Below are 12,436 nucleotides of genomic sequence, written 5' to 3'. Positions count from 1 at the left end.
TGGCACCACCAAAATTGGTTGTGGTGGCGGGTGGTGCACAAGCCTGGGAAGGGCGGGGGCCGCGCGGGGCCCCAACGGCTGGCGCGACTACTCCGGCGCGTTCACCTACACCGGGGCCACCGGGCAGACCAACCTTGGTTTCCAGGCCATTTCCACCGGCAGCGGCAGCGCGACGGTCGGCAATTTCCTGGACGACATCCAGATCCAGCTGCGCCCATTCGTCGAATTCGTCCAGGCCAGCAACACCAAGGCTGAAAGCACGGCCGCCAACAACGCCAACATCCCGCGCCTGCGCGTTTCCGGCACGGTGCCGGCGGGCGGCATGGTGGTGGCCGTCACCATCACTGGCGGCACGGCCACTCTGGGCGTGGACTACACCACGCCCGGCAACAGTACGGCGCTCACCGTGAACGTACCGGCGGGCAGCTACGACGGGCTCAATGCCGCCAGCCAGTTCCCGCTGCCGGTGACCCTGGTGAGCGACGCGCTGGCCGAGCCCAGCGAAACCATCACCTTCAGCCTTCCCGCGTCCGCCCTGGTGCCGCCTGCCTACCTGCGCGCCAGCACCACCTTGTGCGGCGGATCGGCGATCGTGGCCAATACGCTCACCATCACCGACGACGTGGCGCGGATCACGCTGTCAAAGACCATTGTTTCCCGTCCGGTCGCCGGCACCAGCGGCTTCGTGATCAGCCTGCTGCAGAACAGCGGAACCGTGGCGAGCGCCAGCACGGGCGTCGGCAGCGGCGCCAGCAACACCAGCGCCAGCACCGGCGAGCAGCTGGTGACGGCGGGCACGCTGGTTACGTTGAATGAAGTTCTGCAGGCGGGCAGCACCCAGGCGTTCAACCAGTTCAACGCCACGGTCAGCTGCAGCAATGCCACGGCCGGCTCGCCCACCGTGCTGCCCTCGGGCATCGACGCCAACGGCACCTGGACCTTCACGCCTGCCGCCAACGACCAGGTCAGCTGCACCATCACCAACACCGCGCGGCCGGCCACCGTGGCCGTCGCCAAGACGGTGGCCTCGCGCGCAAACGCGGCTGACCAGTTCCGCGTGTCGGTGGTGCAGGCGCCGGCCACCGTGCTTGGCAGCGCCGTCACCGCCGGCGCGGGCACCAGCGCCAGCAGCGGCGTGCTGACCCTGCCGGACGTGGCCGGCAGCTATTCCATCACCGACGCCATGGAGCCCGGCAGCGTGTCGCTGATCAACCAGTACACGGCCACCATCGCCTGCAGCAACGCCCGGCCAGGCGCGGTCGCCAGCTTCCCGGTGTCAGGCAGCGCGCCCAACTGGGGCATCGCGCCGGCGGCGGGTGACATCGTCTCCTGCACGGTAACCAACACGCGTGCGGCTGCGCGCCTGGTGCTGGCCAAGCAGCTCGCGGGTGCACGCATCAACGCCGCCGACCAGTTCCGGATGGCGATCACGGGGCCTTCGGGCACCGCCGCCACCACGGCAGGTGCCGGCGCTACGGTCACGGGCGGAACGGCCACCGTGGCCGCCGCCACGCCAGGCTCCGCATACACGCTGGTCGAAACCATGGCCGCCGGCAGCGTGTCGCTGCTGGCGAGCTACCAGGGGTCGATCAGCTGCAGCAACGGACGTCCGGGTGCGGTGACGCCGTTGCCCTCAGGCGCCGGGACCAGCTTCGCGCTTACGCCGCTTGCCGGTGACAACATCAGCTGCACGTTGACCAACACGCCGGGTCAGCCAGTGTTGACGGTCAGCAAATCCAACGCCTCCGCCACTTATCGCCCCGGCACCACGTCCACCTACACCATCGTGGTGGGCAACACCGGAACCGGTACGGCCACGGGCGCCGCGGTGCTCGACAACCTCCCTGCCGGCATCACCCTTGCCGCGCCGTGGACCTGCGTGGCCAGCGCCGGATCGGGTTGCCCCGCCAGCGGCGGAACGGCGGGCGCGAGCGTGGTTTCGCTGTCGGTCAACGTTGCCGCGGCGGGCACCGTCACCATCACGGTGCCGGTGCAGCTGAGCGCGAATCCCGCCAACTATTGAGTCGGGTTTGCCGGCTCAACAGCCGCGGGAATGGAACCACACGGTGGCGTGGCCGTCGTCTGAATAGGCTCGGATCCAACCGCGCGCAAGTACTCGGGCGTCGCCCGTCTGGCAAACGTCCGGGCTGACTTCGACCTGGAGCCAGAGAGTGTTCGCGACCTGCGAGATGGCTACCACGGCCATGGAGCCGGCAGCGTCGATCCCTGCTGTGCGGCAGCTTCCGCCTGCGGTGCGGCAGAGCTCACCCGACCAGTGCGGCGTGGCGTAGGCAAGCTTTTCGACCAGCAGTGCGGGGTAGGCTTCGAAGGCGAAGTCCTCGGGCGCAAGCAGCCAAGGCGTGCTGTGGGCCAAGGCAAGGCGAACCCATTCGCCCTGCCGCTCCAGCACCGCCAGCGCGGTGACTTCGTAACCACTCTCGAAGCTGGGGACCGCGGTGCGGGTTTCACCGTCTACGGTCTGGAACCACGGCACGGCCGAGTCGCAGGACTCGTCGCCGGCGTGTCCGTAAACCAGTTCCAAGCTGCCGATGCGCTGGCCGTTGCGGGTGGGCGCATCGAACAGCGCCCAGTCCTGGTTTGCCTGGCCGGGCAGGCAGCCAGCGGGCCGAGGCCGGTCCAACAGCGAAATCAGTCCAGCTAGCCCGCCAGGCAAGCTTGGCGCAGCGGCTGCCGTTCCGGCAATCAACGATGCAATCAGCAGCCACGCAAGGGCGGCCCGGCGCATCGGTCAGACCGCGGCTTCGAAGCGGTTCGCGGCCACGTTCTTGCGCACCTTCAGGGGATCCCAGATGCGGCCGTTCATGGCGATGTAGACGCCCGGCTTGAGCGACTGCACCGCACCCACGGCGGTGCCGATGTTGAACTCGGCGTCCGAGCCGCGGAAACCCGCGGGATTGAGCGCGCCGGTCAGCACGATCACTTTGTCCGACAGGCTGGACAGCACCTTGGCCGTTTCCACCATGGTGTCGGTGCCGTGGGTCACCAGCACGTGCTGGGTGGGCTGCGCGGCGATGGCTGCACGCAGCAGCTCACGGTCGGCCTCGTTGATGTGCAGGCTGTCCTTGCGGATGATGGGGATCACGGTGAAGCGGAAGGCCACGCCCAACGCCTGCAGGATCCGGCCGATCTGGGGGTCGCCGACCTGGTAGTCCGACTTGTCGTCGAAGTAGACCTTGTCGATGGTGCCGCCGGTGGTGACGACCAAGAGCTCGTCCATGGGGGAGTCCTTTCTCGCGATACGATTCGCGCGCTGATTATAGGGCCGTCGGTCCGCGGGGCTTGTTGAACCGGGCCTGCATTCCGTCCCAGCTGGCGGCCACCACCAGCACGGTCGACAGCGCCGCCTCGATCATTCCCAGCCACAGCTCGCCCGGCGATGACCAGGCCACCATCACGCCATGGCTGAAATACAGCAGCGCCGCCAGGGCGCCCCAGTAGCCCGCCCGCCGGTGGCGCATGAGCGCGAGCACCAGCGCCGGCAGGATGGGCAGGGTGAAGAAGATCGCCAGCGCCCAGGGGGCCGCCTCGACCGGCGGCACCAGCCAGGCGTGCCATGCCAGCTGCAGGGCGGCCAGCGCAACGATGGCCGCGGTGGTGATGCGCTGCGCGGCGCTCATGCGCCCAGCTTCCGGGCCACGTCCGCCAGGCGCCGGCCCAGGGCGCGCGCCAGCTGCTTTTCGTCATCGGTAGGCGTGGGGTCGTCCTGGCTGCCGGCGACATGGCTTGCGCCGTAGGGCGTGCCGCCACTGCGCGTGCTGCTTAGCGCGGGTTCGGTGTAGGGCAGGCCCACCAGCACCATGCCGTGGTGGAGCAGGGGCAGCATCATCGTCAGCAGCGTCGATTCCTGGCCGCCGTGCTGGGTTGCGGTGGACGTGAAAACGCAGGCGGGCTTGCCTACCAGCGTTCCGGACGCCCATTCGGCGCCCAGCCCGTCCACGAAGTGCTTCATCGGTGCCGCCATGTTGCCGAACCGGGTCGGGCTGCCCAGGGCGATGCCGGCGCATTCGGCCAGATCGCGCTTTTGCGCGTAGGGCGCCCCCTCATCGGGCACCGGCGGTGCAGCGGCCTCGGTCACGGGTGCCACGGGCGGCACGGTGCGCAGGCGGGCCTGTATGCCCGGCACTTCCTCCACGCCGCGGGCGATATGCCGGGCGAGCTGGGCTACGGAACCGCCGCGGCTGTAGTACAGGATCAGGATTTCACTCATGGGGACGCTCCGGCAATGGCAATAGCCTAGCGGATGCACCGCCGTCCCGGGTCAGCGCCGCGTCAGCGCCGGGCCTGCTTCTCCACCTTTGCCAACACGGGTAGCTGATCCATGCTGGAAAGTGAGCGGAATGCGACCAGCAGCCGCTCCTCGCTTTCGCTCTGGGCGATGTAGTCCATGACGATGGCCGGCGGCTCCTGTCCCTTGCCTCCGATGACGCGGGGTCCCCGCCCGGTGGCCAGCCACTCGAACGACACGCCGGTAGCCAGCGCGATGGCGGCCAGATGGCCTGCCGTCGGCCCTGTGGCCGTGTTGCGTTCCCATTGGGCCACCGCGGTGCGGCCCAGTCCCAGCCGTTCGGCAAGCGCTGCCTGGGACAGCCCGGCATCCTTGCGTGCCTGCTTGATCCTTGAAGCGTGTTGAAACACGGGGCAGGGTCCTCCGTCATTCTCCAGTTCAGTCAACGCACCATGCCCGGTCTGGCGGCCAAAGGTCCGAGGCCTGGGTCACCCTTCAGGGCATCGGCGCGTCGGTTTGCTAACATCGGGCCATGGGCATTGTCTCGCAAGTGCACGATTGGATCGCCCGCATCGACCGTGAGCGGCTCCAGTCGTTTTCCCAGTTCCTGTGGACGCGATTCCTGGACGACCGCTGTTTCGAAACCGCGGGTGCGCTGGCCTACACCACCCTGTTCGCGCTGGTGCCGCTGAGCGTGGTGGTGTTCGGCATCCTGTCGGCCTTCCCGATGTTCGATGACTGGAGCGCGCAGCTCACGGGCTTCATATTCTCCAACTTCGTGCCCACGTCGGCCCGCGTCGTCGAAGAGTACCTTCGGGGGTTCGCCGACACCGCCGGCAAGCTCACCTTCACCGGCATCGGCGCGCTGCTGATATCGCTGCTGCTGACGATGTGGAGCATTGAGTCCACGTTCAACCGGGTCTGGCGGGTGCCGACGCCGCGGCCGCGGCTGCTGCGCTTCCTCGTGTACTGGACGTTGCTGACACTGGGCAGCCTGCTGGCGGTTGCGAGCCTGGCGGTGACGTCCTACCTGTTTTCGCTGCCGGTGCTGTCGGGCGTGGAGCAGTTGGGCTGGAGCCAGCGACTGCTCGGCTACTTGCCCAACCTGGTCGAGCTGACGGTGTTCTCGGTGGCTTACTGGCTCATCCCTCATCGCAGCATCCCGTTCCGCTTCGCGCTGGCCGGTGGGCTGTTCGCCACGGTGCTGTTCGAGTTGGCCAAGCGCGGCTTCGCGGCCTACCTGCTCAGCGTGCCCACCTACGACCAGCTTTATGGCGCACTGGCCGTAGCGCCCATCTTCATGATCTGGGTTTACCTGAGCTGGGTGGTGGTGCTGCTGGGCGCTTCCTTCTCGGCATCACTGTCGTCGTTCCGTTACCAGCCCCGCGCGCTGCAGCTGCCGACCGGCATGGAGCTTTACGGCTACCTGCGCCTGCTTGGCCGCATGGACGAGGCGCGCCGCGACGGCCTGGGATTGCACATGTACCAGATGAAGGAGCGCGAGCCGATGCTTACCGACGATCTGCTGCAGCGCATGCTGTCGGGCCTGGACTCGCTGAATATCGTCCAGCGCGCCGAAGACGGCGCCTGGCTGCTCGGTCGCGACTTGGCCACCGTTACGCTGGGTGAACTGTATGAGGGGCTGGGGCTGCGTATCCCCGGGCCTTCGGCCGGTTTGCCGGGCTACGACGACGCGATGGGCCGGCGAGCCACCCGCGCGCTCGACCACCTGCGCCAGCCGCTGCAGGCGCCGCTGGCGCGCAGCGTTGGCAGTTTCTTGACGCCCGAACAGGACAATGCCGGTAAATGAAGACCTTTCCCTACCTCCTTCCCTTCGTGCTCGCGCTCGGCGCATGCCAGGCCACGGATGCACCGGCCCCCGCTGCCGATACCGCGACCGTTCAGGCCGACCCGGCGGCGCCCGCTGCTGCGGTGCCCGCCGCGGACGCTCCCGACGCCGCACCGCGCAGTCCCGGCGCGGACGCGCCCACCCACCCCACGCTGGTGGTGGACACGCTCGACCACGGCCCCTTCGACCTGGCGTCCAAGCGCGGCAGCTGGGTGGTGGTGAACTTCTGGGCCACGTGGTGCAAACCCTGCCTCAAGGAAATCCCGGACTTCAGCGCTTTCGACGCTGCCCGCGACGACGTCACCGTCATCGGGCTGGCCTACGAGGAAATCGAACCCGAGGCGATGCGCGAGTTCCTCGGGAAGCATCCGGCCGGCTACCCGATCGCGCTTCTGGACGTGTACAACCCGCCCGCTGACTTCGCCACGCCGCGCGGACTGCCGATGACCTACCTGATTGCGCCCGACGGCACGGTGGCCGACCGCTTCCTCGGTCCGGTGACGTCACAGGATCTGGCCGCCGCCATCGCCAAGGCTGAAGCTACTCCCGGCTGAGCGGTGCGGCTCAGTATTTTTCCTTGATGGGCTTCACCGGCCCGGTGTACCGCTCCTTGCCGGGTTTGCCCGAAAGCGCCGGCAGTTCGATCAGGGGTTCGGGCACGTTTTGTTCGGGCAGGTGGTCCAGCAGGTGCCTGATCAAGTTCAGCCGACCTGTCTTCTGGTCGTTGAAGTTCACCACGTACCAGGGCGCGTGGCGCTTGTGGGTGGCTTTGAACATGGCATCGCGGGCCAGTCCGTATTCGACGTATTTCTCACGCGCCTTGACGTCGATGGGCGAAAGTTTCCAGCGCTTGAGTGGGTCTACCTGGCGTTCGGCGAATCGCTGTTCCTGGAATTCCTGGTCCACCGCCAGCCAGTACTTGAACAGCAGCACGCCGTCATCCAGCAGCTGGCGTTCGAACACCGGCGCCTGCTTCAGGAACGCCTGCACCTGGTCGGGGGTGGCGAAGCCCATTACCTTCTCGACGCCGGCGCGGTTGTACCAGCTGCGGTCGAACAGTGAAATTTCGCCAGCGCCAGGCAGATGCGGCACGTAGCGCTGGAAATACCACTGGCCCAGTTCGCGTTCGCTGGGCTTGGACAGGGCCACCACGTGGCACTGGCGGGGGTTGAGGCAGTCGGCGATGGCGTGGATGGCGCCGCCCTTGCCGGCGGTATCGCGCCCCTCGAAAAGCACCACCAGCCGCTTGCCGGTGTGGTGCAACCAGCGCGCCATCGCGTTCAGCTCTACCTGCAGCGCCTCGAGTTCAGCCTGGTATTCCTTGCGCTTGAGTTTGCTCATGGCGGGGTTCCTTGTCGGGTGTCAGGACTCGCGCAGCCGCGGCCGCAGGTTGGCGAGGTTGCAGGGCTGGGTGCGGGCGTCCAACTGGGCCTGGATCAGCTTTTCCCAGCCGGTGCGGCAGGCCGAAGTGGAGCCGGGCAGGGCGAACAGGAACGTCGCGTTGGCCAGGCCCGCGAAGGCGCGCGATTGCAGCGTGCTGGTGCCGATCTCGTCAAAGCTCAGCACGCGGAACATTTCACCAAAGCCAGGCATCGGCTTGTCCAGCAGCGGACCCAGCGCCTCGGGCGTGGAATCACGACCAGTGAAGCCGGTGCCGCCGGTGACCAGGATGCCGTGCACGGCGTCGTCGGCAATCCAGCGCGACACCAGCGCGCGCAGGGCGTACTTGTCGTCGCGCACGATGGCGCGCTCGTGCAGGTGGTGGCCGGCCTGGGCCAGCGCGGCCACCAGGTAGTCGCCCGAGGTGTCGTTGCCGGCTGTGCGGGTGTCGGACACGGTCAGCACGCAAAGGGACAGCGGAATGAACTGGTTCGCGGCGCTCACGCGGCCTCCGTCAGCAGTTTGAGTTCGTCGGCCTGGTGTTCGCGGGTGAGGCGGTCGACCAGTTCGTCCATGTCGCCGTCCAGCACCTGGGGCAGCGAGTAAAGCGTCAGCCCGTCCACGCGGTGGTCGGTGATGCGGCCCTGGGCGAAGCTGTAGGTGCGGATGCGCTGGCTGCGGTCGCCGCTGCCCACCTGCAGCCGGCGCTCCTGCGCCTGCGCGGCGTTCTGCTTGCTGCGCTCGGCGTCCAGCAGCTTGGCCTTGAGCAGGGACAGCGCCCGCGCGCGGTTCTTGTGCTGGCTGCGTTCGTCCTGGCACTCCACCACCAGGCCCGAGGGCAGGTGGGTGATGCGGATGGCCGAGTCGGTCTTGTTCACGTGCTGGCCGCCGGCGCCCGAGGCGCGGAAGGTGTCCACCTTCAGGTCGGCGTCGCGCACCTCGATCTCGTCCACTTCGTCCAGCTCGGGCAGGATGGCCACCGTCGCGGCCGAAGTGTGGATGCGGCCCTGCGATTCGGTGGCCGGCACGCGCTGCACGCGGTGCGTGCCCGATTCGAACTTGAGCCTGGAATACGCGCCGCGGCCTTCGATGCGCGCCACGATCTCCTTGTAGCCGCCGTGCTCGCCTTCGCTGGCGGACACCACTTCCACGCTCCAGCGCTGGCGCTCGGCGTAGCGGGCATACATGCGGAACAGGTCGCCGGCGAACAGGGCGGCTTCATCGCCACCGGTGCCGGCGCGCACCTCCAGGAACAGGTTGGCTTCGTCGCGCGGGTCCTTGGGCACCAGCAGCAGGGCCAGCTGCTGGTCCAGCAGGGCCAGGCGCTGCTGGGCGCCGGGGATTTCTTCCTCGGCCAGCTCGCGCAGCTCGGCGTCGGCGCGCATCGCCTCGGCGGCCTGCAGGTCGCGCTGGGCCTGGGCGTAGGCGGACAGCCCGGCCACGACCGGTTCAAGCTGCGCGTATTCCTTGGAAAGTGCGCGGAAACGCGCGTTGTCGGCCAACACGCCGGGGTCGGCCAGCATGCGGGCCACTTCCTCGTGGCGCTCGGCCAGGTGTTCGAGCTTACGGCGAAGGCTTGGCGTCATTGGGTTTTTCGTAGAGGCGTTCGGCGGCGCGCAGGAGGTCCAGGTCGCCGTCAAGCGCGGCCTGGCGCAGGGCCAGGCTGGGCCCGTGCAGAAGTTTGTTGGTGAGCTGGTGGGCCAGCAGCGCCACGACTTCGTCGGCGCTTCTGCCCGAAGCGAGCTGTTCGCGCGCTCGTGCCAATGCCTCTTCGCGCGCCGCCTCACCCTGGTTGCGCAGCGACTTGAGCGCGTCCTGGCGGCCCTGCGCGCGCCACCACGTCATGAAGTGTTCCACCTGCAGGTCGATGATGGCGAGCGCCTGTTCGGCGGCTTCGCGACGCGACGCGCGGTTTTCCTCGATGACCTGCTCGAGGTCGTCGACGGTGTACAGATAGACGTTGGGCAGGTCGGCCACCGAGGCTTCGATGTCGCGCGGCACCGCCAGGTCGAGCAGGAACATCGGGCGGTTCCGGCGCGCCTTCAGCGCCGCCTGCACGGCGCTGCGCCGGAGCACCGGCTCGCGGCTGGCGGTGGCGGTGATGACGATGTCGGCTTCAGGCAGGTGCCGCTCCATTTCCGAAAGGGGCAGGGCGTAGCCACCGTGGCGGCTGGCCAGCGCCTGGGCGTGGTCGAGCGTGCGGTTGGCCACCAGCAGGCGCTTGACCTTGGCGTCCACCAGGTGGCGCGCGGCCAGTTCGATGGTGTCGCCGGCGCCCACCAGCAGCACCGTGGCGCGGTCGAGTTCGCTGAACACCTGGCGCGCCAGGCGCACCGCGGCGTAGGCCACCGACACCGGGTGCGCACCAATGCGCGTATCGGTGCGCACGCGCTTGGCGACCGAGAAGCTCTGCTGGAACAACCGGTCCAGCGGCGTGCGCAGGTGGTGCTGGCTGCGCGCGACCTGCCAGGCCTCTTTCACCTGGCCGAGGATCTGGGGTTCGCCCAGCACCAGCGAATCCAGGCCGGTGGCGACGCGGAAAAGGTGGCGCACGGCGTTCTCGTCGCGGTGCTCGTAGAGGTAATCCGACAGCATGTCGGGGTCCAGGCCGTGATGACGCGCCAGCCATTGGCTTGCGACGTGTTCCTGGCCCGGGGCCACCTGAACGTAGATCTCGGTGCGGTTGCAGGTGGACAGCAGAGCCGCCTCCTCCACGCCCGGAACCGCCGACAGCCCCAGCAGCGCCGCGGGCAGCTGCCCACCGTCCATCGCCACCCGTTCGCGCAGGGCGAGCGGGGCGGTCTGGTGGTTCAAGCCGATGGCAAGCAGGGGCATCGTTGGGCCAGCGTTGGCGCGCGGTGCGCTAAGCTTTCGCGGGCTGGGCTCTCGGTGGGAATCCAGCCCACATTCTAGCCCCTGGCCGTACAAACCCAATGAATTGGCATCATCGCCTGATCCTGCCCGTGCTGCTGCTGGCCCCGCTTGGGTCGGTCGCGGCCGTGCCGCCCCCGATCGGTGACGTCATGGCCGGCGAATTCGCGCTGCAGCAGGGCGACGTGAAGGCCGCGGCGCGCTATTACCTGTTGGCCGCCCGGACTTCGACCGACCCCGGGATTGCCGGCCGTGCCACCCGCATCGCGCTGCTGGGCGACCAGCCCGGGCTCGCCGGACGCGCGCTGGAGCGCTGGCGGGCGCTGGCCCCCGATGAGCCTGCCATGCGCGCTTCGGCAATCCGGCTGGCGCTGGGGCAGGGTGAACACGAAACGGCGATGGACGACGCCAAGGCGCTGTTGGCGCTGCCGGATGCGGCAGGGTTCCCGGTGCTGCTGGTGGCCCTGGCCGAGGCCACCGGTGACGACGCGGTAATCGCCCGCAGCGTGCTGCGAGAGCTGTTCGCGCAGTCCCTGCTGCCGCATGAGCTGGGCGCATGGCTGCGCGCGGCGGGGTTGGCGAAAAGGCTGGACGATGCGGCGTTTTCCGACCGCATCGTCGCGGCGGGGCTGGCGGCCTTTCCGGACGACCCCCGGGTGCGGCTGCTGCTGGCGTCGCGCCAGCGCGAGGCCGGCGACTTGGCGGGCGCACGCGCGGCGCTGGTGGCGCTGCGCGATTCGGGCGACATCAGTCCGGACCTGCGCCGGAGCGCGGCCGGTGAACTGGCCCTGGTCGGAGAACCGCGGATGGCCGCGAAACTGCTGGCCGAAGGCCCGCAGGACGACGCCAGCTTCGGCCAGCGTGCGTCGTGGCTGCTGGGCACGCAGGACCGCGCCGCCATGCGGGCGCTTTACGACGAGATCCGAAGCGATTCCGCCGCGCCTGGTTCGTCCCGGCGCCTTCTGTTGGGTCACGTCGCCGAAGCGCTGTCGCTTTGGGACGAGGCGGGGCACTGGTATGCCGGCGTCACCACCGGCGAGGGTCGCGACCTGGCCATGCTGCGCAGCGCGCGCGTCCAGGCGCTGCAGGGTCGGCTGGAGCCTGCGCTGGAAACCCTGCATGAGCTCCAGGCCGACACCTCGGCCGACGGCGAGCGCGTCCGCGATGCGTACCTGATCGAGGCCGAACTGCTGGGCGGCGGCGGGCGCAGCGATGACGCGCTGGCGGCGATCGAGCGCGGCCTGGCCATCTTCGAAGCCGATCCGGTGCTGCTGTACGCACGGGCGATGGCCCATGAGCGCGCCGATCGGGTGGACGCGGCCCTGGCCGACCTGCGCCGCATCATCGACGACAACCCGGCCGACGCCCACGCACTCAACGCCTACGGCTACACGCTGGCCGATCGCCGTCGCGAATACGCCACCGCGCTGCCCTTCGTCCGGCGGGCCCACGCGCTTGAGCCCCAGTCGGCCCCCATCCTGGACAGCCTGGGCTGGATCGAACTGCGCCTGGGCCGCAAAGAAGCCGCACTGGCCCTCTTGCGCAAGGCCTGGAGCCTGCAAAAGGACGCCGAGATCGCCGCGCACCTGGGCGAGGCGCTCTGGCTGGCCGGTCTTGAAGACGACGCCCGCGCGGTCTGGCGCGAAGGGCAGGGCATCGACCCCCGGAATCGCGCGCTGCTGAACGCCTTGGAGAATTTCACCCCATGAAACGATGGATAGCGGCTGGCCTGCTGGCCCTGCTGGCCCTGCTGGCCTCGGCCTGTACCACCACTGCGCCCCGCCAGGGCAGCGACGCGGGCCTTCTGGCGGCGCAGGCCGCACGCGAGGCCGTGCTGGCCGGGCAGCCGGACTGGACCCTGGCCGGCCGGCTGTCGGTGAGCGCCGACGGGGAGGGCGGCAACGGCCGCATCGAATGGCAGCAGCGCGGCGACGATTTCGAAATCCGTCTTTCGGCACCGGTGACCCGCAAGAGTTGGCGTTTGCTCAGCGTGGATGGCCGGGCAACGCTGGAGGGCCTGGAGGGCGGCACGCGGGTCGGCGCCGACCCCGCCGCACTGCAGATACAGGCCCCCCGCAGGCGCAAACCCC

14 protein-coding genes are annotated in these 12,436 nt (G+C 69.0%); 5 read left to right on the top strand and 9 right to left on the bottom strand.

Annotated elements, in window-relative coordinates; all coding sequences use genetic code 11:
- Positions 1-2,023 (top strand): hypothetical protein (locus tag K0M70_RS05030; RefSeq protein WP_290780107.1); only part of this gene is annotated, 2,023 nt, incomplete at its 5' end.
- Positions 2,024-2,038: 15 nt separating this feature from the next.
- Here K0M70_RS05030 and K0M70_RS05025 read toward each other — a convergent pair.
- The 5 genes from K0M70_RS05025 to K0M70_RS05005 form a co-directional block, all read right to left on the bottom strand.
- Positions 2,039-2,641 carry a hypothetical protein gene (locus tag K0M70_RS05025; protein WP_290780104.1) on the bottom strand — a complete coding sequence of 201 codons (603 nt, stop codon included), beginning with the start codon at positions 2,639-2,641 and terminating at the stop codon, positions 2,039-2,041.
- Positions 2,642-2,749: 108 nt separating this feature from the next.
- Positions 2,750-3,238: an asparaginase domain-containing protein gene (locus tag K0M70_RS05020; protein ID WP_290780102.1), complete on the bottom strand. Its 489-nt coding sequence runs from the start codon at positions 3,236-3,238 to the stop codon at positions 2,750-2,752.
- Positions 3,239-3,275: 37 nt separating this feature from the next.
- Positions 3,276-3,638, bottom strand: a complete 363-nt coding sequence (locus K0M70_RS05015) for a DUF2069 domain-containing protein (protein WP_290780100.1) — start codon at positions 3,636-3,638, stop codon at positions 3,276-3,278.
- Positions 3,635-4,228, bottom strand: a complete 594-nt coding sequence (gene wrbA / locus K0M70_RS05010; RefSeq protein ID WP_290780097.1) for an NAD(P)H:quinone oxidoreductase — start codon at positions 4,226-4,228, stop codon at positions 3,635-3,637. The genes K0M70_RS05015 and wrbA overlap by 4 nt, the downstream gene beginning before the upstream one ends.
- A gap of 62 nt (positions 4,229-4,290) precedes the next feature.
- A complete protein-coding gene (locus K0M70_RS05005; protein ID WP_290780095.1) occupies positions 4,291-4,656 on the bottom strand; it encodes a helix-turn-helix transcriptional regulator in 366 nt (121 codons plus the stop codon).
- A gap of 122 nt (positions 4,657-4,778) precedes the next feature.
- Here K0M70_RS05005 and K0M70_RS05000 point away from each other — a divergent pair, with 122 nt between their 5' ends.
- Both K0M70_RS05000 and K0M70_RS04995 read left to right on the top strand, forming a co-directional pair.
- Positions 4,779-6,056 carry a YihY family inner membrane protein gene (locus K0M70_RS05000; RefSeq protein ID WP_290780092.1) on the top strand — a complete coding sequence of 426 codons (1,278 nt, stop codon included), beginning with the start codon at positions 4,779-4,781 and terminating at the stop codon, positions 6,054-6,056.
- The gene (locus K0M70_RS04995; protein WP_290780089.1) at positions 6,053-6,649 is read left to right on the top strand and encodes a TlpA disulfide reductase family protein; all 597 of its coding nucleotides are present in this window, start codon (positions 6,053-6,055) and stop codon (positions 6,647-6,649) included. Before K0M70_RS05000 ends, K0M70_RS04995 begins: the two co-directional genes overlap by 4 nt.
- A gap of 10 nt (positions 6,650-6,659) precedes the next feature.
- Here the strand turns inward: K0M70_RS04995 and ppk2 are convergent, their stop codons facing one another.
- From ppk2 to hemA, 4 genes are read right to left on the bottom strand one after another with little or no spacing between them, the layout of a single operon-like run.
- The gene (gene ppk2, locus K0M70_RS04990; protein ID WP_290780086.1) at positions 6,660-7,436 is read right to left on the bottom strand and encodes a polyphosphate kinase 2; all 777 of its coding nucleotides are present in this window, start codon (positions 7,434-7,436) and stop codon (positions 6,660-6,662) included.
- A gap of 21 nt (positions 7,437-7,457) precedes the next feature.
- Positions 7,458-7,979: a molybdenum cofactor biosynthesis protein B gene (gene moaB, locus K0M70_RS04985; RefSeq protein WP_290780083.1), complete on the bottom strand. Its 522-nt coding sequence runs from the start codon at positions 7,977-7,979 to the stop codon at positions 7,458-7,460.
- Entirely contained in the window at positions 7,976-9,061 is a 1,086-nt protein-coding gene (prfA, locus tag K0M70_RS04980; RefSeq protein WP_290780080.1) for a peptide chain release factor 1, read from the bottom strand. The genes moaB and prfA overlap by 4 nt, the downstream gene beginning before the upstream one ends.
- Positions 9,039-10,310, bottom strand: coding sequence for a glutamyl-tRNA reductase (gene hemA, locus K0M70_RS04975; protein ID WP_290780077.1), 1,272 nt, complete (start codon positions 10,308-10,310; stop codon positions 9,039-9,041). Before hemA ends, prfA begins: the two co-directional genes overlap by 23 nt.
- Before the next feature lie 98 nt (positions 10,311-10,408).
- On the opposite strand from hemA, the gene K0M70_RS04970 reads away from it, so the two are divergent.
- Both K0M70_RS04970 and K0M70_RS04965 read left to right on the top strand, forming a co-directional pair.
- Positions 10,409-12,055, top strand: coding sequence for a tetratricopeptide repeat protein (locus K0M70_RS04970; protein WP_290780074.1), 1,647 nt, complete (start codon positions 10,409-10,411; stop codon positions 12,053-12,055).
- The coding region (locus tag K0M70_RS04965; protein WP_290780072.1) for a lipoprotein insertase outer membrane protein LolB at positions 12,052-12,436 on the top strand (385 nt) is incomplete at its 3' end. The genes K0M70_RS04970 and K0M70_RS04965, both read left to right, overlap by 4 nt.

The sequence above is a fragment of the Arenimonas sp. genome, from assembly GCF_019459675.1.
GTDB lineage: Bacteria > Pseudomonadota > Gammaproteobacteria > Xanthomonadales > Xanthomonadaceae > Arenimonas.
Note: the sequence above shows the minus strand (reverse complement) of the source record. Positions and strands in the feature narration are given on the sequence as shown.

Bases quoted from the DNA above. Each gene is read 5' to 3' on its own strand.
- K0M70_RS04995 (WP_290780089.1), top strand. From the start codon at position 6,053: ATGAAGACCTTTCCCTACCTCCTTCCCTTCGTGCTCGCGCTCGGCGCA.
- wrbA (WP_290780097.1), bottom strand. From the start codon at position 4,228: ATGAGTGAAATCCTGATCCTGTACTACAGCCGCGGCGGTTCCGTAGCC.
- K0M70_RS05020 (WP_290780102.1), bottom strand. From the start codon at position 3,238: ATGGACGAGCTCTTGGTCGTCACCACCGGCGGCACCATCGACAAGGTC.
- K0M70_RS05015 (WP_290780100.1), bottom strand. From the start codon at position 3,638: ATGAGCGCCGCGCAGCGCATCACCACCGCGGCCATCGTTGCGCTGGCC.
- hemA (WP_290780077.1), bottom strand. From the start codon at position 10,310: ATGCCCCTGCTTGCCATCGGCTTGAACCACCAGACCGCCCCGCTCGCC.
- prfA (WP_290780080.1), bottom strand. From the start codon at position 9,061: ATGACGCCAAGCCTTCGCCGTAAGCTCGAACACCTGGCCGAGCGCCAC.
- K0M70_RS04970 (WP_290780074.1), top strand. From the start codon at position 10,409: ATGAATTGGCATCATCGCCTGATCCTGCCCGTGCTGCTGCTGGCCCCG.
- ppk2 (WP_290780086.1), bottom strand. From the start codon at position 7,436: ATGAGCAAACTCAAGCGCAAGGAATACCAGGCTGAACTCGAGGCGCTG.
- K0M70_RS05000 (WP_290780092.1), top strand. From the start codon at position 4,779: ATGGGCATTGTCTCGCAAGTGCACGATTGGATCGCCCGCATCGACCGT.